Origin of the sequence: Sphingobium sp. TCM1, assembly GCF_001650725.1 — a bacterium.
Classification (GTDB): Bacteria; Pseudomonadota; Alphaproteobacteria; order Sphingomonadales; family Sphingomonadaceae; genus Sphingobium.
The window spans coordinates 47688-74119 of record NZ_LXVX01000001.1; the positions used below are offsets into that span (position 1 = coordinate 47688).

A 26432-nucleotide genomic window follows, 5' to 3' on the forward strand; every position below is an offset into this window, starting at 1 on the left:
CCATGTCTGCACATCCGGCTCACAGCACGCCTGGCTTGAAACGCTCCTGTGCGGCCAGCCTTATCCCGGCATTGGGCGCCCCATAGCCCTCATACGCCTTGCGCTCCACAAATTCGAAGAAGAAGCGCTTCTGGAAGGCACGGCTGTAGAGTTGCCAATATTCGCCCTCCCCGCTGCGATCATATAGAATATGCGCGCCGGCCAGTCTGGCCCTTATATCCGCGTCGAATCCGAATCGCGCGGACAGGTCGGCATAATAATTGTCGGGAAGGGACAAGGTTTCCGCCCCGCTCTCCGCCAACCTCTTTGCCTTGACCACAAGGTCCGACGTGCCGAGGGCGATATGCTGATAGCCGCCGCCGAAACTATGTTCGACGAAGCGCGATGAGAGCGTTCCGGTCGCCTCCGACGCGTTGAGTGTCAGCCTCAGCGCCCCGTCGGCTGACTGCAAGGGCTGGCTGAGAACCAGACCGGACGGATCGATGACATCCGACTGCAAGCTCTGCTGAAGCCCCAGGAGCGATCGCCAGTAGAGTTGCCAGGACAGATATTCTTCGATCCGCACGACTGCGGCCAGATGATCGATCGTCAGGGGACGTGGATCAGCCAGTTCGCCTGTCGGCGCAAATTCCTCCGCCCACATGGCCGCGACGTCGTCCTCTCCGACAAGATAGACGAGACTGCCTCCGATGCCGCGCAGGGCCGGAACCGACAAATTGCCTGGCGCCTCCTCGTCGTCGACCGCCTTGATACCCAGATATGCAGCGCGCGCAGCCACGGCGTCGCGATCCGGCACCGTCAGCCCCACCGCGCAGATCGACGCGCCATGCGTCACCGCGAACCCGTGACCGAAACCGACGGCATCCGCATTGATGACGAGATTGACCGACCCGGCCTGCCATCGCGTGACGGCCTTGGTGCGATGCACCCCGGTCCTGGTAAAACCGAGCGACTGGAACATGCCCTCCAGAGCGCGCACGTCCTTTGCTTCCACGGCGAACTCGACAAATTCTGGCCGCACCCTGTCCGGCGGAGGCGGCACCGGAGAGGGACGTCCCAGTTGGCGACTGGCGGCATCTTCGACATGACGCAGCGAACGCAGGCCGTCGGCGGCGATCAGGTCGGCAGACCAGCCGCGGAAACGATCGTTGAAGATTTCGAGCGACAGCGGTCCCTGATAGCCCGTCCTCAGTATCTCTGCGACATATTCATTGACGGGGAGACCGCCCTGCCCCGGAAAATTGCGGAAATGGCGGCTCCAGTAGAGCAGATCCATGTCCAGTTTCGGCGCATCCGCCAGTTGCACGAAGGCGATCTTGTCAGCCGGAATGGCGCGAATGCTGTCACTGGGAATGGCGCGCGACAGGGAATGAAAGCTGTCGAGAATGATGCCGATGGACGGATGATCCACTTCCTCGACGATCGCCCAGGCATCGCGATGATCGAAGACATGACGCCCCCATGCGAGCGCCTCATAGCCGACGACGATGCCGCGCTTCGCGGCCCGCTCACCCAACTCCCGCAGATCCGCGACGATCCGGCTGCGTTCGCCCAGCGCCTGCGGCGAACAGTTGGAGCAGACCAGGATGCGATCCGTCCCCAATTCTCCCATCAGGTCGAATTTCGCCTCGGCCCGGTCGAGAGCCTGCTGCCGCAGAACGCCGGGCATCCCCTCGAAATCCCGGAAGGGCTGATAGAGCAGGCAGGCAAGACCCAGGTCATCCAGCAGAGACCGCACCTCTCGTGGCCGCAGCGGGGACGCGATCAGGTCATTCTCGAATATCTCGACACCATCGAAGCCGGCCGCAGCAGCAGCGCGCAGCTTTTCCTCCAGTGTCCCGCTGAGCGAAACCGTGGCGATGCCGAATATCATGCGCATGTGCCTCCGCTGCTCATGCCCCTTCCCGCGCGACCCGAAAGTTATCCGCCATGCGGGCGGGATCGGCCTTCCTCCCGGTGAAATGTTCGAAGGCGCCAACGGCCTGAAACACGGTCATACCACTCCCATTGAGCGTCGTGCAGCCGACCTCTTTCGCTTCACGCAGCAACTGTGTTTCAAGCGGGAAATAGACGATGTCCGTTACCCACAATTCGGGACGCAGCAACGCCTTTGGCACTGCCGATCCAGGATAGCCGCTCATTCCGAGCGGCGTTGCGTTGACGATCCCGTCGGCCGCACCTGCAGCCGATGCCAGATCCTGCCCCACAATGGCCCGGCCCGCGCCATATGTGCCGCAAAGCGCTACGCATAGCTCCTCTGCCCTTTGCACGTTAGGATCGAACAGGGACAACTCGCCCACGCCCAGATCGAGGAGTGCGTGGGCGGTCGCCGCTCCCGCGCCCCCGGCACCCATTTGAACCACCCGGTCAAAGCGCGCCGCCGGCGGCAGGCCCGATCGCAGATTTTCGGCGAAGCCGGTGACATCCGTGTTGAAACCGAAACGACGGCCATCCCTGAACACGACCGTATTGACCGATCCGATCTGCCGGGCCTGCGGTGACAGTTCGTCGAGATGCGCGATGATCGCCTGCTTGTAGGGGTGCGTGACATTGACCCCGGCGAAACCCGACAGTTGCAAGGCATCGAGCAGGCGCGGCAGATCGTCCGCCGCCATCTGTTCCACTGCAAGGTCGAACAGACGGTAGACCAGCCGAATACCCTGCGCGTCAGCTTCGCTTTCATGCAGCCAGGGGGACAGGGATGCTTGGATATCGCGACCGATCAGACCAGTCAGATATCGCTCCGTGGCAGGGCGGAATTGGGTCAATGTCGTCAAATCCAAAAAGGAGGAAATCCGCCTCCGCCACCCGGGCGGCGGAGGCGGACCAAGGTCAGAAGTTGAATTTCGCGCCGACGTAGAAGGACCGTCCGACCATGTCGTAGGTGCCCGCATCCGTTCCGTTCTGCGAACTGGCGACGAAGGGGATACCCTTGTCGAACAAATTGGTGATGCCGGCGCGGAACTGGACATTTTCAGTGACGTCCAGCGTCGAGAATACATCGAACAGATTATAGGGCTTCACCCCCACCTGCTCGGCCGCCGGCGTCGTGATCGCGCTGATGTCGCGCAGCTTACCCTGATAGCGCCAGCGCAGGCCGATGCCGAACACGTCAGAGCTGTAGCCCACCGTGGTCAGCGCCTTCCACTTGGGCAGCGGTCGACCGGGCGTGCTGGTGCCGACAAAATCCTGCGAGGCACTGCCCGGCAGCGTCTGGACCTTGTAATGGTTCAGCCAGCCGATGGCCGAGGAGGCGTAGATCTTGCCCGATCCATCGCCGATACCGGCTTCGGACAGCCGGAGCGACCAGTTCACCTGGACATCGACCCCGTCGGTGTCGAGCGCGCCCAAGTTCAGATAGGGCTGGGCGATGGCCACCAGTTGCCCGGTCGGGTCGCGCTGGATGAGCTGGCAGAATTCGTTGCTGTTCGAATAGCCGCTGTTCGATCCGTCCAGATTGTAGCATTTGGCGAGCACCGTCAGGCCATTGATGGTCGAGATGACGTTGCGGATCTTGATGTTGTAATAATCGACCGAGAAGGAAAAGCCCGACAGCCAGGGCGACGAGAATTTCGGATTGAAGACGAAACCGACGTTAAACGTGTTCGCCTTCTCCGGTGTCAGCGCACTGTTGCCCTGGATATTGCCGCCGGTCGCGGTGGTCGCGAACTGATAGGCGTCGATTGCGGCGGCCGGAATACCCTGCGCCAGGCAAAGGCCGCGGACCTGCGCACCATTGGCGCCCGTCCGGGCGGCGGAACGGATATCACAAGGATCGCCGATCGCGGCAGGCGGCGTACCGATTGCCAACTGCGATCCGGTGACGGGCGAGAAGAGTTCGCCGATATTGGGCGCGCGCACGGCCCGCTGGTAACTGCCGCGGATCAGCAGTGCTTCGACGGGCTGCCAGCGCGCGTCGAATTCATAGCTCTTCACGCTGCCGGTCGGATTATAATCGGAATAGCGGAAGGCCGCGCCGACGCCCAGTTCATGGAAGAAGGGCGTGTCGGACAACAGGGGTATGTCCACCTGCGCCGCGAATTCCTTGACGCTGATCTCCCCGCGTGCCGGGTTCGAGCCGACCACTGCCTCGACATTATTGGACACCAGATCCGAACTCGGATCATATTTATAGCTATTCTTCCGATAGCCGGCGAGCAGGGCGAGTTGGACCGGCCCTGCAGGCAGGTTGAACAGCGGCCCGTTGACCTGGCCCTGCACCTGAGTCTGGGTCAGCCTTTCGTGGCTGTTGATGGTCGCCGTCACATAATCCTGGCACGCCTGCGACAGGCTGCTTGCGTTGGCGATGCCGAAGGGATTGAAGCCGCCCGCACAGAGCGACGCGCCGCCATCGGGGGCGTTGAGCAAGGTCTGCACGCGCGATTTCAGCACCGCATTGAACATCGACTGGTTATGAACCGTCTCGTCATAGGAAGCGAAGGCGTCAAACTTCCACGATCCGCCTATCGTGCCCTTCAAGCCGCCCAGATATTGCTGGACCCGGTAATTCTCGTCCCATCCCTTGTCGCCCACGCCGATGTAACGTGCGCTCCAGCGGAATGGCGCGGTAGGGTTGGCGCGCGACGCCAGCAACGTGCGCAGGTCGGCGGGGATGAAGGGGTTGGTGACGGGAATGGTGGTGAAGGGTGCGAACTGCGTCAGGCTGCCGCCGCTTTCGGTGGTGACGGTGGAGTCGACATAGAGGAACTGGCCGTAAGCGGTCAGCGAGTCGGTGATATCATATTCGCCCTTGGCGAAGGCCGACTTGCGCTCAAACGCGTTCAGTATCTGCAACTGTGGCCCCACAGGCATACGCACATTGCCGCCGACAACGGCATAGGCGCCGGTCGTCGGTCCCTGATAGTTGATCGCGCCGGTCTGGACGAAGAGCGAACCATTATTGTTGAAGCCGAGGTTCAGCGTCCGGTTGATCGGATTGGTAACACCATATTGGGCGAAAACGCCGTTCAGCGCCGCTTGGCTCGGCAGGTTGAGCGCGTCAGGCACGAACGCACCGGTCCCGATGAAGGAGGACGGTACCTTGTCGGCGAAGAAGCCGCGCTGCGAACCCGACAGGGGATCGCGCTGGCCATAGCTCAAGGCCAGCATCAAGCGGCCGCGATCGTCGGCAAACTTCGTGCCCAGCGCCAGCGAGGCGTTGAACTTGCCATAATCGCCTCGGAAGCTGTTGCCATTCTGAATGTCGGCGCGGACGCCGTCGAAATATTTGTCTGTCTTGAAATTAACCACGCCAGACATGGCGTCCGACCCGTAGATCGCTGACGCACCGCCGGTGATGACATCGACGGATCCGATGATCGATTCAGGCAGTATATTGATGTCGACATTGCCGTTGATGTCGGACAAGGGCAGCCGGCGCCCATCAAGCAGCACGAGATTGCGGTTGGAACCAAGGCCGCGCAGGTTGAGCGTGGCGCGACCACCGGCGCCCTGTCCGCCCGTGCCGGCATTGCCCGACGGGGTAAAGCCGGGCAGCTGGTTCAGGGAATCCTCCAGCGTTATCTGGCCGCTCTGCTGCACCAGCTCGTCGGAGACGGTGACGATCGGGCTGACCGCGACATTGTTCGGACGCGCGATCAGTGATCCGGTGACGACGATGTCGGCGGTTTCGGCCTGATCAGTTGCGGCGTCCGTGGCCGGCGGTGCGATCGCGGCAGCTGGGTCGGCCTGGTCCTGAGCCCAGACCGGGCTGATGCAGGCGCTCAACGCTATGGCGGCCAGCGATCCGCCGAGGCGAAGCTGCATATTGAAAGCGGTCTTCATTCCATCCTCCCTTTTTTACTAACCAGTTCGTATATTATTTGATGCGCGCTGGTGCCGCGTTTGCCTTTCAGTCTAGTTCCACCCGGCGCACATCCCCCACAACAAAAATATAGGCCGCCGCTCCGATCAGGGCCAGCATTCCGATGAAGGCCAGCGCGCCATAGAAGGAGCCAGTCTGACCCACGATCAGGCCCACCACGATCGGGGTCACGATCCCGGCCAGATTAGCGCAGAGGTTGAACACGCCCCCGGTCAGGCCGATGAACTGCCGCGGCGCAACGTCTGAAATCAGCGTCCAACCCAGATTGACCATACCTTGGCCGAAAAAGGCGATCGACATGATGGCAATGACCAGCGTGTTGCTCTGGACATAATTGGCCGCGATGATCGTCGACGCCAGCAATAGCCCCACAACGATCGGCAGCTTGCGACCGACATTGGCAGACCCGGTGCGACGGATCAGCAAATCGGATACCTGCCCGCCCAGCAGCACCCCTGCTGACGCGGCAATATATGGTAGAATAGCAAAGGTTCCCGATTTCAGCCAATCCATGCCCCGCTCAGTCGCCAGATAGGTCGGGAACCAGGTCAAAAAGAAGACAAGCGTAGAATTGCCGCAAAACTGCCCGATCGAAGCACCCAATATCTGCCGCTTGCTCATCAGTTTTCGCACATTCGACCACGAAAACGGGATTTTCACTTCCTGCTTCGTCACCGTCAGTCCACCGCCAAGGCGAATATGCTCCAGTTCGGCCGAGTTCACGCGGAGGCTCTCGCCTGGATCGCGATAGCGGGCGTAGAGCAGCACCCCGAAGGCCATGCCCAGCGCGCCAGCGATCAGGAACAGCGCGCGCCAGCCCAAACTCCCCACGACCCAGAAGAGAACCGGGCTGAAAAAGGCCAGCCCCGCATATTGCCCCACGGCATAGACCGAATTGGCCCTCGCGCGCTCGTCCTGCGGGAACCAACTGCTGAGAATGCGGCTGTTGCACGGGTAGCAAGGCGCTTCCGCCACGCCCAGCGCGAGACGGAAGCCGAACAACATTGCCACATTACCCGCGATGCCGTGGAGCAGGGTGAAGAAGGACCAGAGGATCAGCGATCCGGCATAGGTGATACGCGTGCCCAGCCGGTCCAGAAGAAGCCCGCCCGGTATCTGTGCGGCGACATAGGTCCAGGAGAAGGCGGAGAAAATGAAACCCATCATCTCCGGCGAAACCTTCAGTTCCGCGGTCAGGGCGGGCGCGGCGACGCCCATCACGGCGCGGTCCATATAATTGAGCATGGTGGCGACGCTTATCAGCGCCAGCACGCCCAGCCGCGCGCGGGTAGGCCGCAGCATGTCGGTCGCGGTCCTCATGCTGCGTTCCGCCGGTCGATCTGGAGCAGATGGCGCACCGCCAACGCATAGCCGTCGATACCCATACCCGACACAATGGCCGTGACCGACCGGGTCATGATGGAGCGCGATCGCCATTCCTCCTCGCGCCTGTGGATGTTGGAAATATGAACCTCGATGATCGGACAATCACACATTTTGAGCGCGTCCAGTACCGGATAGCCCGCATAGGAAAAGGCGGCTGGATTGATGACGATCCCGAAGGCCCCCGCCCTTGCCTCATGCAACCAGCCGATCATTTCATGTTCGGCGTTGGTCTGGCGGAATACCAGGCTGACGCCGCTTCCATCCAGTTCACGCAGGCAGGCGGCTTCCACATCGGCCAGGGTTTCCTGGCCATAAATATGGGGTTCGCGCACACCCAGCAGGTCGAGATTGGGTCCGTTCAGAACATGAATGAAACGCTGGCCCATGGTCGACCCTTCCCTCCCCAATGCGCGTCAGGATGTCCTTCCTGATCTTGCAGAATCAGCTTTACGCCGAAGAACGAACCGGTGCAAGTGAAATGTACCAAATGGTACATCGGTTTTCAGCGAAGGCTCCGGATCGCGATACGATCCGCCTGATAGGAACCCAGCCACAGTTCATCTTGGATGACGACCGCCGCGGAAACGCCATTGAACAGGGCATCGGGCGCTCCATAAGCCACCACGGACATGCCACGCGTCGCGGGGTTGAGCTGGGCCACGACATAGCCGCGATGGCAGGTCATGCCATCGGCAACGCCATTCACGATCTTGCGCAAGCCGCCACACGCCGGTTCATCCCGGACCATGCCCGCAAGCAACAGCCGATCGCCATCCCAGTGAATATTGTCGGGCATGAATTCGGGCGCCTGCACCCGCCATAACGGCGCCCGGCTACCCCGCCGCGCATAGGAGACGACTTCGCGCAGGCCGAAGGCTATCACATAGAATCCGCTGTCGTCGCGTGCGGTTTCCAGGCCGTTATTGCCGGGCAACTCCGTCCCTGGCAGCAGGCGAAACGCCGCATCTTCAGGCTTGCGCTCATAAACGCCGCCCGTCACCCGGCCCATCACGAAATCGGTGATGCTGGTTCCCGGCCGGGTAAGTACGGTCGCCAGCACGGTTCCATCGCTGTAGGAAGCGACACTGTTGGCGACATGACCAGGGGGCATGGACAGGCAACCCCGCCAACGCAGCCGGGGCGCTGCGTCGACATCGTCGAAATTCACGTCAAAGACCTCGATCGCCTCCCTGCCCCCGTGATTGACCACGAGCAATCGCGCAGCGGACGCGCCCGTCTGACGCAGGCTCAGTCCTCGCGCGGTGAACAGCGCCAGATCAGGTGGGGCATCACAATCTGCATAATGCGGGTCACGGTCGACCTGATCCGGTTCACCGCGAAACCACAGCGCCGCCTTGCGCGTGCGGCTGTCGACGATCTTGAGCCCCGCGCCGGTCGCGAAACCACTCGCAATGACCCAGCGGGTGCCGGGGATGACGGCGAGATCCTCCGGCTTCATCGCTCCGCAGACGAAGGAAAATTGCCCGGTCGACTTGCAAGGACCGGCGTCGGTGCCAAGGCGCCTTGCCGGCACGGGCGCGCAGCCCGCCAGCAGTATCGCCAGCGCAGCACAGGTTGCCAAAGCCCCGCGCATCAGGTCACGCGATAGACGCGGATACGCACGGACGGCTTGGGCGCATCCGCCGGCGGCGATCCCAGCGTGCCGACGAAGATGGCCTGGTTGAGCCAGGCATGAGGACCATCCGGCACCTCGAAACTGGGGATAGTGCGCAGATAACGCTGCGCCGCTCCTGGCACCCGGCTGTTGGTCAGGCCGACATTGCGGACATGGATCTGCGTGCCGTCGTCGGCCTGCATCATGTAATCAGCTTCTATGACGGTCCAGTCATCCGCACGCTGCAACTGCCAGTCGGCACCGCCCGCCAGAACCTTGCCCCGGATGCGCGGCCCGCTGAAGCTGCCGCCCGTAATCGGCACCCGCCGCCGCGTGCCCAGCGGCGTCCGCCCGACCTCGACGGTCGGCTCCAGCGTCACGATCGCCTCGTAGACAAATTCCAGGCCCGGCTCGTCCACACCTGCCGCAAGCGCCGTGGCGCCAAGGGTCCATCCCGCGAAGACCGCACCCCCGCCGGTCAAAAAGGCGCGCCTGTTCAGGTCCATCATCATCTTCAATCCCTGATCCTCGGTCGATCGGCGGGGGCCGCCGGCCGGACATTGTCGCTGAGCAGGGGCAGCGTCCTGAAATGCGGCCAATCGATCATGCCGCTCTTGTCCGGTGCCACTCCGTCGCCAAGGAGAAGCAGTCGCGGCCGGGCAGCCTGCCAGGCGGGCCAGTCGTTCCCCGGATTTCCGTTGCGCGCAAAGGCCAGCAACCGGTCCATCATGCGATCTGACAATTGCCGGTCATAGGGCGTCCAGTCGCGTGTCACGCGGAAGCGGTTGAGGCTCTCCAGCGTTCCCAGCCAATAAGGCACATCGGCGGTATGATAGGCGCCGACAGTCGCGGGATCATGATCGGCAAAGGCAACGCCCGGCCGGTAGGGATGGGTGCGGGTAAAGAAATAGGCGAAAACCGGCGCCTTGCCGCTCGACTGTGCTTGCGCCCAGGCCGCCATCTGCGAACCCAGCGTCATGTCCCTTTCCACGTCGCGAGCCGCGCGACGGGCCTCCTCTAACGTCCGGGCGGGATATGCGCGCAGAATCTGCTCCGCATTGGCCGGGAATGTGGCCCGGATGGCTCGCTGATAATCGGTCATGTCGGCAATGGGGCCCAACGACCGAAAGGACTCGTCGCGGGTGAAACCGATCATCGCGGGCACATCGGCCTGCCGCCCTTGGGCAAATGCCTGTTCGGGGGGCAGGGGCACGACATGTTCGTCCAGCACGATGGGGCGGCGGCGCAGCGGCGCGGCCAGTGCAATCAGACGGTCCGCCGGGACATCGCGCATCTCTTCGATCGACTGTGCGCCCAGCGCCTTTTGCAGATCCAGTCCCTCGCGCTCCGCCTCGGCCAGCGGCACGGGCGCCATCAGGTCGCCCAATGCGCTGCCGCTCATACCCACGACGCGGTGGAACAGACCCTTGGCCGCCGGGCTCGCCTGCAACAGCGAGACGGACATCGATCCCGCCGACTGCCCCGCTATCGTCACATTGGCCGGATCGCCACCGAAACCGCCAATATTGCGCTTCACCCACTGCAGGGCCGCGATCTGGTCCTTCAGCCCGTAATTGCCCGAACTGCCCTGCCCTTCGGCCGTCAGGCCGGGATGGGCCAGAAAACCCAGCGGCCCGACGCGATAGGCTATCGCGACATAAACCGCGCCCTTGGCGGCGAGCGGTTCGCCCGCATAATTCGCCATGGACGCCGAACCGACATTGAAGCCGCCGCCATAGATCCAGACGATTACGGGATAGCGGCGGCCCGCCAGAGGTGGCCCAGGAGGGGACCAGATGTTGAGATAGAGGCAATCTTCGCTGGTCGCCTCTTCCCCGAAATAATGATTGATGGTCCGCCCGCGCAGCGACTGGATGCACTCGGGCGCCGGACGATCGGCATTCCAGATGCCTTCCCAGCGCGCATGAGCCTGGGGATCGCGCCAGCGCAGATCGCGCACCGGCGGCGCGGCGAAGGGCACGCCGAGCCAGGCGCGGACACCCGACGGCAGAATCTTCCCAGCCACCAGTCCCGCTTCGGTCCGCACGGGATCGCCCGCCGGACGCTCGATAATCTGCGCAGAAGCCGCTGACGCGATCGCCAGCAGGCCAATGGCAAGCGCGATGCAACGCATCAGCGCCCGGCCTTCAACTGCGCATCGAAGAAGCGGAATGTCAGGTCCAGCGCCCGCAGGCTGGCCGCGCGGGTCGCCGCTGCATCCGCGCCGATCCAGCTATGCCCCACGCCGGAAATGATCTCGAGCGTGACAGGGATATGCGCCGACTTCAGCTTCGCCGCCAATTCCTGCGACTGGGTCGCCGGCACGGTCTTGTCCTCCGTGCCGTGGATCAGCAGCATTGGTGGATCCTTGGCATCCACATGCGAAGCCGGGCTGGCCGCCGCAATCCGCTCAGGCGGACAGGCGCCCTTAATGCAGTCGAGATAGGTATTTTCGGCGCGGGGAATGGCGGACTGCGGCATGGTCGCGAAGTCATACACGCCATACCAGCCGACCGCGCCCTGCACGCAGTCGTTTTCCCCTATATTGCTCTTGTCCTCGCCGCCTGGGGCGTGACCGCAATCGAGCGCCGCGAGCGCCGCCAACTGCCCACCCGCAGAACCGCCCCAGATCGCGACATGCTTCGCATCGATGCCATAACTGCTCGCATTGGCCTTAAGGAAACGGATGCCGGAGCGCACATCGTCAATCGCGGCCGGAAAGGGCGCTTCTCCCGACAGCCGATATTCTAGCGACGCCACCACATAACCCCGGGCCGACAGATCGGCGAGAACGGCGGTAAAGTCGCTGAATGCACCCGATTGTCGCGTATGCCCCGCCATCCAGCCGCCACCATGGACATAGATGACGAGCGGCCATGGGCCATCGCCTTTCGGGCGATAAAGATCGAGCGTGATCGGGCGATAGCCGGGGATCGTCGAGAAACTGATGTCCGTGCTGACCTTGACCCCATTGGCAAAGTTCACGACGCGTTCAGGCATCGGATCACCCAGCGCCGGTTCGGGCGAGGTCGCCGGGCTTTGCGCCCGCGCCACGCCCGTCACTGCCAAGAGGGCCATGGCCATCACCCGGACAAAGGCCGGGGCTTTTCGCTCTCGCATCTCTCTCTCCCGTTGGTCCGCATTTTATTACGCGAACTATTCCGTACATAATTAGCCGTCGGCGATCTGGCAGGCAAGTCCAATCAGCGTCGACACCAGCTTTCGATCACGTCGATCACGCTCATGCGGCGGCGCGCCAGCGCCTTGGGCGAACTCATGTCGCGCTCGAAGCCATAGGAAAAGGTATAGCGGTTCGAAACATTGTAGAAGCAGAGGGCACTGATCGTCATGTGCAGTTCGACAGGGTCGATGCCTTCGCGAAACTGACCGCCGGCCACACCCCGCGCCATAATGCCGCGCAGATGATCGATGACCTTGCGATTACGTTCTTTGATACCCGGGATCTCGCCGACATGGGCACCCCGCAGAATGTTCTCGTTCATTACCAGCCGGACGAATTCTGGATGCTGGTTATGATAATCGAAGGTCGCACCAACGACATCGCGCAACGCCGCGTCGGGATCCAGATGATCGCGCCGATCGTCGGCATCCATCTCGCGCACGGCCGTGTAGGCCCGCTCCAGAACCGCGCGATACAACCCTTCCTTGCCGCCGAAATAATAATAGATCATCCGCTTGGAGGAATTGGTCCGTTCCGCGATCTCGTCGATCCGCGCACCGCTCAGTCCCTTGTCGGCAAATTCCGCCGTCGCAACCTCCAATATGTTGAAACGGGTTTCCTCTGCCTCCAACGCCCGCGAATTTCGTCCGACCTCATTCTTCGTAAGCGCGGCTTTGGCCACTTGCTCTTTTCCTTCGATCTGCTTTCTGCCGCCCGTCTCATAGCGGGCTTCTCTACTGCACTCCAGATGCGGCGCGGCATCTGTGAAAGTGGATGGGGCACCGCTTGCCGAGACCGCCAACGAGACACGCGCGAGCACTGACGGGACGACAGATAGTCATTACGGAAACCATCGGCATGCCACGACTTGAGCCAGAACAGACGTCACGAGTAATAGACCTTTGCATTCCACGAACATTGCGATGGAAGCGAGGACCGAACGGTGTATCACAATCAACAAATGGGCGATTTACATTTGATGCTGTGGCGCGCAAAAGGCTATCCTCCTCCGGCAAGGGTGCGCTCCATGGCAGAAGAAAAACCGTCCGATATCACGTCGCTTACCGTCCAGTTGCTCAGTGCTTTCGTCTCCAACAATTCTGTTCCCAGCGAAAGCCTTGCTGATCTCATCAAGTCGACGCGCGCTGCGTTGACGGAAGACACTGACAAGCCCACAGCCGATGGGGCACTGCCCGAACATGTGCCCGCCGTTTCAGTGCGCAAGAGCCTTGCTTCCGCTGACTTCATCCTCAGCTTGATCGACGGCAAGCCATACAAGACGTTGAAGCGTCACCTAGCAACCCATGGGCTGACGCCTGCCGAGTATCGCGAGCGCTATAATCTGCCCAAAACCTATCCGCTTGTATCGAAGAGTTACTCGGAAGCACGGCGCGCGGTGGCCACGCGACTGGGCCTGGGCAGGAAGGCCGCGCCCGCGTCAGTCGATCAGGTCAGCGACACCTCAGAGACGGTCGAGATTCCAGCCGCAAAGGAAGCGGCGCCTGCCGGGGTGAAGAAGCAACCTGCCACGTCCAAGCGCGCCCCGACAGCGACACCTTCCAAGACCGCACCCGGATCAATAACGGCAAACGCCAGGCCCGCTCCTCCCAAGAAGCGAGAAGCCAAAGCCAAGCCATCTGCCGCCACGGCAACAACCTCCTCTGTCGTAACGGAGGCGTCTTCAGCGGCGGCGACCGGCGTCGACAAAGTGTCGGCCGCCAATCGGAAAAAGGCGCAAACGGCGCCCGAAACGGCAACGAACGCCGCCTCCGTCGCCGCAACAAAGCCGCCGGCTTCGAGTAAGCTCGGCCGCAAGCGGCTTTCCATCCCGTTTGGCAAAGCGGGGACGGACCAGAAAGCGGAGACGCCCGGAACCACGAAGCCCAAAGCCACGCCCAAGAACGCCACCGCAAGGGCAAAGCCCGCGTCCAGGACAAAATCCTCGAAGTCGGCGCTCAAAGCGGCCAGCAGCGACGCGCCCGAGCCGGGCAACGGGGACTGATGCCCGCGCGGTGGCGCGCCTCCGGCAGGAGCGCCACCGCCCAGGCCAACGATCGAAAATTGCGCCACCTCGCCGCAAGCCGTTCTATTTTTTGCAACGATCCATTGAAGTCATTCTATTGGATCGGTAGGGACAAGGCAGGCATAAGGCCGCCATGGCGCGGCCGACCCTAACGTCCTTGCGGATAGACCCTTTCCTGCTTTGGCTGATCTTCATGGTCGGAGGCGCGTCGCTCTTTCCAGTGACGGGCCAGGCTGCGGCATGGCTCGACATTCTTGCGGACCTGGCCGTCGCGCTTCTGTTTTTCCTCCACGGCGCCAAATTGTCGCGCGCCGCCATCATCCAGGGGGCAGGCAACTGGCGGCTGCACCTGCTGGTTCTTTGCTCCACCTACATGCTGTTTCCTGTAGCCGGAATCGCGCTCGCCACGCTGATGGACGAGTGGACAGACCCGGTGCTGCTGTCGGGCGTCCTCTACCTGACCCTCCTGCCATCGACCGTTCAATCATCGATCGCCTTCACGGCAATGGCGGGCGGGAATGTGGCCGCAGCGGTTTGCAGCGCGTCGCTTTCCAATCTGGTCGGCATCGTCCTCACGCCGCTGCTGGCAACCGCCATCCTGCATGTGGGCCGCAGCGGCGACGTGTCGGCCCTCCATTCGGTCCAGAGCATCGCCTTGCAATTGCTGGCCCCCTTTGCCGCGGGCCATCTGCTGCGTCCGCTGATCGGCGGCTGGATCGACCAGCGCAGGACCCTGCTGCTGCCGGTCGATCGGGGCGCCATTCTGCTGGTCGTCTATTCCGCCTTCAGCGCCGCCGTGACCGGCGGCATCTGGACAAAGGTCGGCGCTTGGGACCTGTTGCTGCTGCTTGCACTGAGCGCGCTCCTCCTGGCCGTCGTGATGGGCGTCAACATGGGCGCGACGCGCCTCTTGCGCCTCCCGCGCGAAGACGCGATCGTGCTGTTCTTCTGCGGGTCGAAGAAGAGCCTGGTATCGGGCGTGCCCATGGCTGGCGCCTTGTTTCCGGCCGCGCAGGTCGGCTTGCTGATCCTGCCGCTGATGATCTTCCATCAATTGCAGCTTTTCCTGTGCGCCGCGCTCGCCGCACGTTTCCGACGACAGGGAGACGCTGCTGCTGCGCGCCCGGCAGCGGCATCAAGGGTACCCCGCAGCGAAGCGGACATCCAGCGCGCTTCAGCGGCCATCGGCCTGCCGATCAATGCCGAATCCATGCCCGGCGTGGTCGCCAACATGGCATTGCTGGATCGTCACGCGGACACTCTCCTTGGGCTTCGCGAAGAGGTGAAGCCATGATGGAAGCCGTCGCGATTGCCCAGGCCGTGCGCAGCGGTCGCGTGTCGGCCGCGCAGGTACTGGAACAATGCCTGTCGGCACTGGCGGAGCGGGAAGCTCCACTATGCGCCGTGACCCGAACATTGCCGGACCGTGCCCGGCAGGATGCGGCGCGGGTTGACGCCGTCATCGCCGCAGGACGCGATCCAGGACCGCTGGCTGGCGTCCCCTATGGCGTCAAGGATCTGTTCGACATCGCCGGCCTGCCGACCACCGCCGGGTCCCGCCTCTATGCCGATGCACCGCCGGCCACTGGCGACGCCGAAGCCGTCAGGCGGCTGCACGCCGCCGGCGCGGTGCTCGTGGCGACGCTCAACATGGACGAGTTCGCCTATGGCTTCGCGACGATCAACGCGCGCCACGGCACGACGCGCAACCCGCATGATGTGCGCCGCCTCGCTGGCGGATCATCGGGCGGGTCAGCCGCCGCAGTCGCGGCCGGCCTTCTTCCCTTCTCGCTCGGGTCCGACACCAATGGGTCGATCCGCGTACCGGCCAGCCTGACCGGCCTCTATGGCTTCAAGCCCACGCATGGCGACCTGCCGATGGCCGGCGTCTTTCCGTTCGCCGACAGTTTCGACGATATCGGCCCCTTCACCCGATCGCTAGCCGACATGATCCTTATCTGGGAGGTGCTGAGCGGCCGATCCGCCGCCGTCTGCGGGGACACGCCGCTGCGTATCGCCCGGCTGGGCGGTCGCTTTGCGGAGAATGTCGATCCCGATCAGGTCGCCGCGATGACGGCGATCGCACCCGACGCCCCGGTCGTCGTGCTGCCCGACATCGCCCGCGCCCGCTCCGCCGCCTTCCTCATCACCGCCTGCGAAGGCGGACGGCTGCATCGCGCGGCGCTGGCGCGGGACGCCATGGCGTTCGATCCACAGGTGCGCGACCGGCTGATAGCCGGCGCGCTGCTGCCGGAAGGCTTGTACGAAGAGGCACAGGCATTCCGAGCCCGCCTCCGCGCGACGCTACTCGACCTGATCGCCCCCCATGACGTGCTGATCGCGCCCGCCACACCCTGCACCGCCCCCCCGGTCGACGATCCCCGCATCCTGATCGACGGCGCGATGACGCCGGCGCGCGCCGACCTTGGCATCCATACGCAGCCGATCAGCTTCATCGGCTTCCCTTCGCTCAGCATTCCGCTCTATCGTCCCGGACGGCTGCCATTGGGACTGCAACTGATCGGCAAACCAGGCGGCGAGCCGGCATTGTTCCGGCTGGCCGCCATGCTGGAGCAACAGGGAATTACCGGCGTTACAAGGCCGGAGCGCGCATATTCGGGGGACATTGCATGACGCAGCCGCACGTCGCGGATCTACAAGCGCCACAGGAACGGGCGGGAACATTGGACCGCTATTTCGCGCTCAGCGAGCGGGGCACCTCCGCACGCACGGAGGTGCTGGCCGGGATCACCACCTTTCTCACCATGGCCTATATCGTGCTGGTCAATCCGGCGATTTTGGGCGCGGCGGGAATGCCGGTGGCGTCGGTCGCGGCGGCCACCTGCTTCGCTGCCGCCTTCGCCTCGATCCTGATGGGCCTGACCGCCAATGTCCCGCTGGCGCTGGCCCCGGGCATGGGGTTGAACGCCTATTTCGCCTTCACCGTCGTGGGGCAGATGGGGGTGCCCTGGCCAGTCGCGCTGGGCTGTGTCTTCCTCTCCGGCGTCGCCTTCCTCATCCTGACGCTGACCGGCGTGCGGCAGTTGATCGTCGCGGTCATCCCGACCTATCTGTTCGCGGCGGTCGCCGGCGGCATCGGCCTGTTCATCGGCTTCATCGGCCTGAAGAATGCGGGCATCGTAGGCGCCAATCCCGCGACCTTCGTGGCGCTGGGCGACCTGAAAGCCCCCGGCGCGGCGCTGGCGCTGCTGGGATTGCTGCTGATCGGCACATTGAGCGTGTGGAATGTGCGCGGCGCGATGCTGATCGGCATCGTCGCCACCACGATCGTCGGCTGGCTGACCGGCATGGTGACGATCAGCCCCGAACCCTATAGCCTGGAAGCGCTGACCGGCACCGCCTTTCAGCTGGACCTGCCCGGCGTGTTCGGGTTGACCGGCAGCCATGGCCTGGGCCTGCTCGAAATCCTCTTCGTCTTCCTGTTCGTCGACCTGTTCGACAATATCGGCACGCTGGTCGCGGTGACGAAGCGCGCGGGGCTGATGGATGCGGCCGGGCGCATACCCGGCCTCAACCGTATCCTGACGACGGACGCGATCGCCACCATCGTCGGGTCGATGGCGGGGACCAGCACCGTCACTTCCTATGTCGAGAGCGCGGCGGGTGTGCAGGCAGGCGGGCGCACGGGCCTCACCGCCGTCGTCACCGGCATCCTCTTCCTCGCCACCATGTTCGTCGCCCCCTATGCCCAGCTGGTGCCGCTCGCGGCGACCGCGCCCGCGCTCATCATCGTCGGTGGCCTGATGCTGTTGCCGCTGACGGAGGTGGAATGGGAAGACCCGATGTCGGCCATTCCCGCTTTCCTGACCGTCGCGCTGATCCCGCTGACCTTCTCGATCGCCAATGGCCTGGCCTTCGGCATCACCGCCCATGCCGCCTTGAAGGCGCTGCGCGGCACGGCGACGCGCAAGGACTGGTTCCTGTTCCTGCTCGCAGGGCTGTTCGTCATACGCTTCGTCTGGATGGGAGCAGCCTGATGCGCCTCTTCGCCCTCGCCCTGCTGGCGCTCGTCCTCTCCTCCCCGGCGCTCGCGCGCAAGGCGGACAGCACGCCGCGCACCGTGGTCATGACCGCCTTCCTCCCCGAATGGGACGCGCTGGTGAAGTCGGTCGAAAAGCCCAGGCGGCATCAGATCAACGGCATGACCTTCCTGACCGGCAAGATGGCGGGGAAGCCGGTACTGCTGATGCAAAGCGGCGTCAGCATGGTTAACGCCGCGATGAACACGCAGTTGGTGCTGGACCGTTTCAATGTGCGGCGCATCGTCTTTTCCGGCATTGCCGGCGGGGTCGATCCCGGCCTGTCGATCGGCGACGTCATCGTGCCGCAGGACTGGGCGCAATATCTGGAGGTGTCCTTCGCCCGCCAGACCGGCGAGGGATGGAAGGCCCCGGAGACGGTCGATGCCAACGCACCCGCCAACTGGGGCATGATGTTCCCGCGCGGCGTGCGCATCGGCAATGCGACCGAGCCGGTGAAGCGCCATTACAGCTTCAGCGTCGATCCCGCGATGCTCGAACTGGCGCAGAAAGTGGCGAGCGATGTCAAGCTGGAGCGCTGCGTCCAGAATGAGGGCGCGCGCCCCGCCTGCCTGCCGCATGATCCCAAGATCGTCGTCGGCGGCACCGGGGTTTCGGCGGGCGTCTTCGCCGACAATGCCGAGTTCCGCGATTATCTGGGCAGCGCATGGAAGGCGCGGGTTCTGGACATGGAAAGCGCGGCGGTGGCCCAGGTCGCCTATGCCAATGGCGTACCGGCGATCGTTTTTCGCAGCCTCTCCGATCTTGCCGGCGGCGACGCGGGCGAGAACCAGATGGTCGCCTTCATGGCATTGGCCTCGGTCAACAGCGCGCATGTCGTGCGCGCCTTCGTCGCGGCGTTGCCTGACTGATGGCGCTGGCGACCATATCGGGCCGCAACGGCATGGTGACTGCGCCGCATCATCTGGCGAGCGCGGCGGGGCTGAGCGTGCTGCGCGATGGCGGCAACGCGGCGGAGGCGTGCGTCGCGGTCGCCGCTTGCCTGGCGGTGGTCTACCCGCACATGACCGGGATCGGCGGCGATGGCTTCTGGGTCATTCGCGAGCCGGACGGAAAGGTCCATGCGATCCATGGTTGCGGCGGCGCGGCGGGGAAGGCCGACCTGTCGCTCTATGCAGGGTTGCACGCGGTGCCAACGCGCGGGCCACTGGCGGCAAATACGGTGGCGGGGACGATTTCCGGCTGGGCGGCGGCGCTGGAGGGCGGCACGCTGCCGCTGGCGCGCCTGCTGCGCGATGCGATTGCCCATGCGCGAGCGGGCGTGACGGTCACGGCGGGCGGCGCGGGGATCGCAGCGGCCAAGGGCGTCGAGTTGCGCGGGCAACCCGGTGCCTATGCCGCGATCTTCGAGCCGGAAGGCCGACCGTTGCACCAGGGAGACCTGCTGCGCCAGTCGGCGCTGGCCGATACGCTTGAAAGACTCTCGGACGAGGGATTGGCGAGCTTCTACAATGGCGCGCTGGCGGCCGACATCGCCGCCGATCTGGCGGCGCTGGGTAGTCCCGTTTCCACCGCCGATCTCACCGCGCATCGGGCAACGCGGCCCGACCCACTGCATGTCGGGATCAGGGGCGCGACCCTCCATAACAGCGCGCCGCCGACGCAGGGTTTTGCCTCGCTGCTGATCCTCGCCCTGTTCGACAGGCTGCACGCCGACGCCGTGGATGGCTTCGACCATGTCCATGGGCTGGTGGAGGCGACCAAGCAGGCCTTCCTGATCCGTGACGCGCATGTCGGCGACCCGGCCTTCCACGATTATGACTGGCAGGGATTGCTGGACGATCCCGCCGCGCTGGATGCGCTGGCGGCGCGGATCGATCCGGCCCGCGCCCTTCCATGGCCACAACCGCCGCAATGGGGCGATACCTGCTGGTTCGGGGCCGCCGATGGCGAGGGGCGCGTCGTGTCCTGCATCCAGTCCACCTATTTCGAGTTCGGATCGGGGCTGGTGCTACCGCGGACCGGCATCACGTGGCAGAATCGCGGAGCCAGCTTCCGGCTGGCGGGGAGCGGCTGGAACGCGCTCAAGCCCGGCCGCAAGCCCTTCCACACGCTGAACCCGGCGCTCGCCTGTTTCGATGACGGGCGGGTCATGGCCTATGGAACGATGGGCGGCGAGGGCCAGCCGCAGACGCAGGCCGCTTTGTTCACGCGCTACGCCCGCTATGGCGTCGACTTGCAGGAGGCTGTCAGCGCGCCGCGCTGGTTGCTGGGCCGGACATGGGGCGACCAGTCGACCACGTTCAAGCTGGAGGAGGGGTTCGACGACAGCCTTTACGCGAACCTCGCTGCCGCCGGTCATGATGTCGAGCGGGTCGGCCCGCTGACCGCGACCATGGGCCATGCCGGGGCAATCGTCCGCCATGGCGACGGGCTGCTGGAGGGCGCGACCGATCCGCGCAGCGACGGCGCTGTGGCGACATGGTGAGCGGCGGCGCGAGAGCAGTGGCGCGCTGCGACGCGCTGGGCGTGCCCCCCTATAGCGACATGGCGGGCGGCCTGTATCGCGGCTATCTGACCCCGGCCTACGCAGCGGCGCAGGCGGCGCTGGGCGGATGGATGGAAGAGGCCGGGATGGCCGTGTATTTGGACCCCGCCGCCAATCTCGTCGGCCGATATGAGGGGACCGATCCTTCGGCCTCCGCGCTGCTGATTGGCAGCCATCTCGACAGCGTGCGCAATGCCGGGCGATATGACGGGCCATTGGGGATCATGCTGGGTGTTGAGTCAGTTGACGCATTGCATCGCGCCGGAAAGCGGATGCCCTTTCCGATCGAGGTCATCGCTTTCGGCGACGAGGAAGGGTCGCGCTTTCCCGCCGCCATGCTGACCAGCCGGGCGGTGGCCGGGACGCTGGAAGCGGCGGCGCTGGATCTGACGGACGGCGATGGCGTCGCGCTTGCGGATGCAGGCGTCGATGTCGGCACCTATCTCTCCGCCGCCCGCACGCCCGGTTCCACGCTGGCCTATCTGGAAGCGCATATCGAACAGGGTCCGGTGCTGGAGGCGCAGGGGCTGGCGCTCGGCACCGTCACCGGCATCGCGGCGCAATTGCGCTATCAGGTGACGCTCATGGGCACGGCCGGCCATGCCGGCACCACGTCGATGCCGTTGCGCCGAGACGCGCTGGCCGGGGCGGCGGAGGCAATGCTTGCAGTGGAGGCGCTCGCGCGCGAGGACAGTTCGGACCTTGTCGCCACGGTGGGACGGATCGACGCGCTGCCGGGTGCGGCCAATGTCATTCCTGGCGAGGTCCGCTTTACGCTCGATATCCGGTCGGGGGACCAGTCCCGGCGTGATCGCACGGCAGAGAATATCCTCGATGCCATAACCAGCATCGCGGACCGGCGCGGACTGGATTTCGCAGCGACGCTGGTCCACGACCTGCCCGCCAGTCCCTGTGATCCGCAACTCATGGACCTGATGGACGCAGCCATCGCCGGCACCGGACAGCCAGCCTTCCGCCTGGTATCGGGCGCCGGGCATGATGCGATGGTGATGGCGGCGCTCTGCCCGACCGCGATGCTGTTCATCCGCTGCAAGGACGGGATCAGCCACAATCCGGCCGAACATGTCGATCCCGCTGATGCGCAAGCCGCGTTGCAGGTTATGCTGGGCTTCATCGGAAAACTGGGAGAGACTTTTGTCGCCGCTTGATGCACCTCTGACTTCCGGCCTCTTCGGCGAGATCGACCCGCCCCAGCGGCTGCTGATGGGGCCGGGGCCGGTCAACGCCCATCCCCGCGTGCTGCGCGCCATGTCGGCCGACCTGCTGGGCCAGTTCGACCCGGAAATGACCGGCTATATGAACCAGGTCATGGCGCTCTATCGCCCGATCTTCGGCACGCAGAACCAGTGGACGATGCTGGTCGATGGCACCGCGCGCGCCGGGATCGAAGCAGCGCTGGTCAGCATCGTCGCGCCGGGCGACACCGTGCTGGTGGTCAATTTCGGCCGGTTCGGCCTGTTGCTCCAGGAGATTCTCGGCCGCATCGGCGCGGCAATCGAGAGGGTGGATGCGCCCTGGGGCGAAACCGTGCCCCTCGACGCCATTGCCGCAGCGGTCGGACGGGTGCAGCCCAGGGTCGTCGCGACCATCCATGGCGATACCTCCACCACCATGGCCCAGCCGCTCGATGGGCTGGGCGATCTGTGCCATGCGGCGGGCGCTCTGCTCTATGTCGATGCGACCGCGACGATCGGCGGAATGGAATTGGCGGCCGACCGCTGGGGCGCCGACATCGTCACCGGCGGCTTGCAGAAGTGCCTGGGCGGGCCTTCCGGGTCCGCGCCGATCACCATTTCCAACAAGGCTGCGGCGCTGATCCAGGGGCGCAAGCATGTCGAGGCGGGCATAAGGCGGGACGACATCATCGATGGCGCGGGGCCGCGCATCGGCTCCAACTATTTCGACCTCGCCATGATCATGGATTACTGGAGCGACAAGCGCCTCAACCATCATACCGAAGCGACCTCGATGCTCTATGCCGCGCGGGAATGTGCGCGGATCATGCTGGGGGAAGGGCTGGAGGCGCGCTACGCCCGCCATGCCGCTGCCGGCCGCGCGATGACGACCGGGCTGCGCGCCATGGGCCTCACCGTCTTCGGCGACGATGCCCATCGCATGACCAATGTGACGGGCGTGTTCATCCCGCAGGGCATCGATGGCGAGCGGGTTCGCACGATGATGCGGGAGGCGTTCGAGATCGAGATCGGCACCGCCTTCGGCCCGCTCCAGGGGCGTATCTGGCGGATCGGCGCGATGGGTTATAATGCGATGCGGCACAAGGTGCTGATTACGCTGGGCGCGCTGGAGGCGTGCCTGCGGCGCGAGGGGTTCGCCCTGCCCGCAGGCGAAGCGGTGACGGCGGCGATGGAGGCATGGGACGCATGACCCCGCCCCGCGACCTGATCGGCTATGGCGCCACCCCGCCCGATCCACGCTGGCCTGGCGGGGCGCGGGTCGCCGTGCAGTTCGTCGTCAACTATGAGGAGGGTGCGGAAAACAGCGTCCTTAACGGCGACAAGGGGTCCGAAGCCTTCCTGTCCGAAATGGTCGGCGCGCAGAGCCATCCCGACCGGGCGATGGCGATGGAGAGCCTTTATGAATATGGCAGCCGCGCCGGCTTCTGGCGGCTTCATCGGATGTTTACCGAGCACGGCCTGCCCGTCACGGTCTTCGGCGTGGCCAATGCGATGGCCATGAACCCGGCGGCCGTCGAAGCAATGCTGGCGGCCGATTGGGAAATCGCCAGTCACGGCCTCAAATGGATCGACTATCAAACGGTACCCGAAGACGTGGAGCGGGCGCATATCGCGCAGGCCATCGCGCTGCACACCTGCCTGACCGGCGGCCGGCCCTTGGGCTGGTATCAGGGCCGCACATCGCCCAACACAGCCCGGCTGGTGCGGGAAGAAGGCGGCTTCGTCTATGATGCGGACAGCTACGCCGACGACTTGCCTTATTATAGCGAAGGCCAGCTGATCGTCCCCTATACGCTCGACGCCAACGACATGAAGATGGTCGCCTATAACGGCTTTACCGAGGGCGAGCAGTTCTTCCGCTATCTGCGCGACACGTTCGACCAGCTCCGTGAGGAAGGCGGGCGGATGATGTCGGTCGGCCTGCATGGCCGCATCGCCGGCCGCCCAGCCCGCGCCCGCGCGCTGGCCCGCTTCCTCGATCATGTGATCGACAGCGGTGACGCCTGGGTAGCGCGCCGCATCGACATCGCCCGCCACTGGATGGAGGTTCACCCCGCATGACCATCGACGATCCCGACCTGCTTGCCGAAATGACCGCCGCTTTCATGGAATATGAGCGCGCGCTGATGGAAGACGACATCCCCGCGATGGACGCCCTGTTCCATGATGCACCGACCACCAACCGCTATGGCGTGGGCGAAGTGCTTTACGGCATCGAAGAGATACGCGAATTCCGCAAGGGCCGTGGCGGATCGCCGCAGCGCAAGCTGGGGAAGGTGGCGATCACGGTTTACGGCGACAGCTTTGCCACGGCGGACGCCGAGTTCTTCCGCGAGAATAGCGACCGACGCGGCCGACAGACACAGAGCTGGGTCAAGTTCGCCGATGGCTGGAAGGTGGTGTCCGCGCACGTCAGCCTGGAGGGGAACACCCATTGACCGGCCCCAAACAGCCATTGTTCGAACATAGTCCCTGGATCGAGGCGCGGGCCGACGCGCGCCCCTCCTCTGGCGACCGATGGGCGGATTTGATGGCGGTCGTCCACAGCGCCAGCGGCGAAGAACAGCTTGCCCTGATCCGCGCGCATCCTGAACTGGCGGGCAAGGCGGCGATCGACCGGACATTGACCGACGCATCGGCGGCGGAACAGGCAAGCGCCGGCCTCGACCGCCTGACGCCAGAGGAATTTGCGCGCTTCCATGCGCTGAACGCCGCCTATCGCGAACGCTTCGGATTCCCCTTCATCATCTGCGTGCGGCTGACCGACAAGGCAGGTATATTAGCGGCCATGGAAGAGCGTCTGCGCCACGAGCGGGACGAGGAGATCGCCACCGCCATCGCCCAGATCGGCGAGATCGTCCGCCTACGGCTTAAGGATATGGAGGCGGGAGCATGATCGGCCTGCCCGCCCTGGAAGCCGACCTCGCCCGCCAGCTGTCGCTGATCGGCTTTGGCGGACCGGACTGGACGCGCCCGCGCACGCACTCACAAGACCATGTCCATGATGTCGTGATCGTCGGCGGCGGGCAGAGCGGGTTGGCCGCAGCTTTCGGCCTGCTGCGCGAGCGCGTGTCCAACATCCTGGTTATCGACGAAAGCCCCGAAGGGCTGGAAGGACCGTGGGACAGCTATGCGCGGATGATCACGCTGCGCACGCCCAAGACGCTCAACCCCATCGACTTTGGCATTCCGGCGCTCACCTATCGCGCCTGGTGGGAGGCGCAGCATGGCGCGGCGGGCTGGGATGCGATCGACAAGATCGCGCGCGGCGACTGGATGGCGTATCTGCGCTGGTATCGGCGGGTGCTGGCGCTGCCGGTGCGCAACGAGACGCGGCTGACCCTGGTCGAGCCGCTGGGGGCTGGCCTTCACCGGCTGCATCTGGATGGACAGTCGCCGCTGCTGGCGCGCAAGGTCATATTGGCCACCGGCATCCAAGGCGGCGGCGAATGGCACACGCCCGCGATGATCCGCGACGCCCTGCCCCGCCACCTCTACGCCCACACCAGCGAGCCGATCGATTATGCCGCGCTCAAGGGCAGGCGGATCGGCATATTGGGGGGCGGCGCGTCAGCGTTCGACAATGCCCACGCGGCGCTGAGCCTCGGCGTGGCGGAGGCGCATGTCTTCATCCGGCGCAAGACTCTGCCGCGCATCAACCCGATCCGCTTCATGGAGCGGGTCGGCTTTACCGGACGCTATCCCGCTCTGGACGACGCGACCAAATATCGGGTGATGGCAAGCTTCCTGGGGCACAACCAGCCGCCCACCAACGACACGTTCGAGCGCGCGGCGGCCTGGCCCGGCTTCGCGCTGCATATGGGCGCACCATGGCTGAAAGTTGAACAGCGAAATGGACAGGTCTGCGTGTTGACGCCGCAGGGTGAAACCCTGTTCGATTTCGTGGTCCTGTCGACCGGACTGATCAGCGATCCCGGCCTGCGTCCCGAATTGCGGCTGGTGGCGGACCGGATCGCGCGCTGGGCCGATCGTTTCACCCCGCCCGCCGGCGAGGTCAATGCACTGATCGACGCCCATCCCTATCTCGGCGCGGGCTTCGAACTGCTGCCGCGCGACAACGGGGGGGGAGCGGCTTTGCATGGCCTGTTCGCTTTCAACTATTCGGCGCTCATCAGCCTGGGCTTGTCCGCCTCGGCGCTTTCAGGCTTGCAGACTGCCCTGCCCCGGCTGGTGCGCGGCGTCACCGACCAGCTGTTCCTGGATGACGGCGAGGCGCTGGTCGCCGACCTGATCGCCTATGACGAAGCGGAATTTGTCGGCCAATGGCCGCGTCAGGAGGCGGCGGAATGACCAGCCTTTCCACCCATATTCTTGACACTGCCCATGGCTGCCCGGCGCAAGGGGTGGCGCTGCAACTGCTAACGGCACAGGGCGCGCTGCTCTTCGCCGGCACGACCAACGCTGATGGGCGCTGCACCGGCCTGCCCCCGATCGAGCCGGGTCGCTACCGCCTGACCTTTGCGGTCGCCGCCTATTATCGGGCACGCGGAACGGACCTGGCCGAACCGCCGTTCCTGGACGTCGTAACTGTCGACTTCGGTGTCGCGGATGACGACCATTATCATGTCCCGCTGCTGGTATCGCCCTATGGCTATTCGACCTACCGGGGCAGCTGA

At 64.5% G+C, this 26432-nt stretch carries 23 protein-coding genes; 13 read left to right on the forward strand and 10 right to left on the reverse strand.

The genetic code is table 11. From position 1 onward, the window contains the following. Positions 1-19: 19 nt before the first annotated feature. The 10 genes from A7Q26_RS00205 to A7Q26_RS00250 all read right to left on the reverse strand — a co-directional run bounded on the left by A7Q26_RS00205 (position 20) and on the right by A7Q26_RS00250 (position 12688). Entirely contained in the window at positions 20-1879 is a 1860-nt protein-coding gene (locus A7Q26_RS00205) for a bifunctional sugar phosphate isomerase/epimerase/4-hydroxyphenylpyruvate dioxygenase family protein (protein ID WP_332308750.1), read from the reverse strand. A gap of 13 nt (positions 1880-1892) precedes the next feature. After that, entirely contained in the window at positions 1893-2768 is an 876-nt protein-coding gene (locus tag A7Q26_RS00210) for a shikimate dehydrogenase (RefSeq protein WP_066855305.1), read from the reverse strand. A gap of 64 nt (positions 2769-2832) precedes the next feature. Further along, complete coding sequence (locus A7Q26_RS00215) at positions 2833-5784, reverse strand: TonB-dependent receptor domain-containing protein (RefSeq protein ID WP_232313610.1); 2952 nt, start codon at positions 5782-5784, stop codon at positions 2833-2835. A 67-nt stretch (positions 5785-5851) separates the two neighbouring features. Beyond that, a complete protein-coding gene (locus A7Q26_RS00220) occupies positions 5852-7144 on the reverse strand; it encodes an MFS transporter (protein ID WP_066854819.1) in 1293 nt (430 codons plus the stop codon). Further along, positions 7141-7596, reverse strand: coding sequence for a type II 3-dehydroquinate dehydratase (locus A7Q26_RS00225; RefSeq protein ID WP_066854822.1), 456 nt, complete (start codon positions 7594-7596; stop codon positions 7141-7143). The genes A7Q26_RS00220 and A7Q26_RS00225 overlap by 4 nt, the downstream gene beginning before the upstream one ends. Positions 7597-7712: 116 nt before the next feature. Next, positions 7713-8792 (reverse strand): hypothetical protein, encoded by a 1080-nt coding sequence (locus A7Q26_RS00230; RefSeq protein WP_232313611.1) that lies wholly within the window; start codon positions 8790-8792, stop codon positions 7713-7715. Between the two features lie 11 nt (positions 8793-8803). Beyond that, positions 8804-9337, reverse strand: a complete 534-nt coding sequence (locus A7Q26_RS00235; RefSeq protein WP_084438915.1) for a DUF3237 family protein — start codon at positions 9335-9337, stop codon at positions 8804-8806. 2 nt (positions 9338-9339) lie between these two features. After that, positions 9340-10959 carry a carboxylesterase/lipase family protein gene (locus A7Q26_RS00240; protein ID WP_084438916.1) on the reverse strand — a complete coding sequence of 540 codons (1620 nt, stop codon included), beginning with the start codon at positions 10957-10959 and terminating at the stop codon, positions 9340-9342. Further along, the gene (locus A7Q26_RS00245; RefSeq protein ID WP_157102412.1) at positions 10959-11945 is read right to left on the reverse strand and encodes an alpha/beta hydrolase; all 987 of its coding nucleotides are present in this window, start codon (positions 11943-11945) and stop codon (positions 10959-10961) included. The genes A7Q26_RS00240 and A7Q26_RS00245 overlap by 1 nt, the downstream gene beginning before the upstream one ends. 83 nt (positions 11946-12028) lie before the next feature. Continuing rightward, complete coding sequence (locus A7Q26_RS00250) at positions 12029-12688, reverse strand: TetR family transcriptional regulator (RefSeq protein ID WP_084438918.1); 660 nt, start codon at positions 12686-12688, stop codon at positions 12029-12031. A gap of 261 nt (positions 12689-12949) precedes the next feature. Here A7Q26_RS00250 and A7Q26_RS24385 point away from each other — a divergent pair, with 261 nt between their 5' ends. The 13 genes from A7Q26_RS24385 (at position 12950) to uraH (ending at position 26432) form a co-directional block, all read left to right on the forward strand. Next, positions 12950-14008, forward strand: a complete 1059-nt coding sequence (locus tag A7Q26_RS24385; RefSeq protein WP_332308751.1) for a MucR family transcriptional regulator — start codon at positions 12950-12952, stop codon at positions 14006-14008. Positions 14009-14162: 154 nt separating this feature from the next. After that, positions 14163-15323, forward strand: coding sequence for an AtzG-like protein (locus A7Q26_RS00260; RefSeq protein ID WP_066854830.1), 1161 nt, complete (start codon positions 14163-14165; stop codon positions 15321-15323). Next, complete coding sequence (locus tag A7Q26_RS00265) at positions 15320-16663, forward strand: AtzE family amidohydrolase (RefSeq protein ID WP_066854833.1); 1344 nt, start codon at positions 15320-15322, stop codon at positions 16661-16663. The genes A7Q26_RS00260 and A7Q26_RS00265 overlap by 4 nt, the downstream gene beginning before the upstream one ends. After that, a complete protein-coding gene (locus A7Q26_RS00270; protein ID WP_066854836.1) occupies positions 16660-18027 on the forward strand; it encodes an NCS2 family permease in 1368 nt (455 codons plus the stop codon). The genes A7Q26_RS00265 and A7Q26_RS00270 overlap by 4 nt, the downstream gene beginning before the upstream one ends. Next, entirely contained in the window at positions 18024-18941 is a 918-nt protein-coding gene (locus tag A7Q26_RS00275) for a 5'-methylthioadenosine/S-adenosylhomocysteine nucleosidase (protein ID WP_084438927.1), read from the forward strand. Before A7Q26_RS00270 ends, A7Q26_RS00275 begins: the two co-directional genes overlap by 4 nt. Beyond that, positions 18941-20518 carry a gamma-glutamyltransferase family protein gene (locus A7Q26_RS00280; RefSeq protein WP_066854842.1) on the forward strand — a complete coding sequence of 526 codons (1578 nt, stop codon included), beginning with the start codon at positions 18941-18943 and terminating at the stop codon, positions 20516-20518. The genes A7Q26_RS00275 and A7Q26_RS00280 overlap by 1 nt, the downstream gene beginning before the upstream one ends. Continuing rightward, the gene (locus A7Q26_RS00285; RefSeq protein ID WP_066854845.1) at positions 20512-21747 is read left to right on the forward strand and encodes an allantoate amidohydrolase; all 1236 of its coding nucleotides are present in this window, start codon (positions 20512-20514) and stop codon (positions 21745-21747) included. Before A7Q26_RS00280 ends, A7Q26_RS00285 begins: the two co-directional genes overlap by 7 nt. Positions 21748-21802: 55 nt before the next feature. Further along, positions 21803-22984, forward strand: coding sequence for a pyridoxal-phosphate-dependent aminotransferase family protein (locus A7Q26_RS00290; protein WP_443018145.1), 1182 nt, complete (start codon positions 21803-21805; stop codon positions 22982-22984). After that, the gene (gene puuE / locus A7Q26_RS00295) at positions 22981-23856 is read left to right on the forward strand and encodes an allantoinase PuuE (protein WP_066855323.1); all 876 of its coding nucleotides are present in this window, start codon (positions 22981-22983) and stop codon (positions 23854-23856) included. The genes A7Q26_RS00290 and puuE overlap by 4 nt, the downstream gene beginning before the upstream one ends. Further along, positions 23853-24233, forward strand: a complete 381-nt coding sequence (gene hpxZ / locus A7Q26_RS00300; RefSeq protein ID WP_066854852.1) for an oxalurate catabolism protein HpxZ — start codon at positions 23853-23855, stop codon at positions 24231-24233. Before puuE ends, hpxZ begins: the two co-directional genes overlap by 4 nt. Further along, a complete protein-coding gene (uraD, locus tag A7Q26_RS00305; RefSeq protein WP_084438920.1) occupies positions 24230-24691 on the forward strand; it encodes a 2-oxo-4-hydroxy-4-carboxy-5-ureidoimidazoline decarboxylase in 462 nt (153 codons plus the stop codon). The genes hpxZ and uraD overlap by 4 nt, the downstream gene beginning before the upstream one ends. Then, positions 24688-26106, forward strand: coding sequence for an FAD/NAD(P)-binding protein (locus tag A7Q26_RS00310; protein ID WP_066854856.1), 1419 nt, complete (start codon positions 24688-24690; stop codon positions 26104-26106). Before uraD ends, A7Q26_RS00310 begins: the two co-directional genes overlap by 4 nt. Next, positions 26103-26432, forward strand: coding sequence for a hydroxyisourate hydrolase (uraH, locus tag A7Q26_RS00315; RefSeq protein ID WP_066854859.1), 330 nt, complete (start codon positions 26103-26105; stop codon positions 26430-26432). The genes A7Q26_RS00310 and uraH overlap by 4 nt, the downstream gene beginning before the upstream one ends.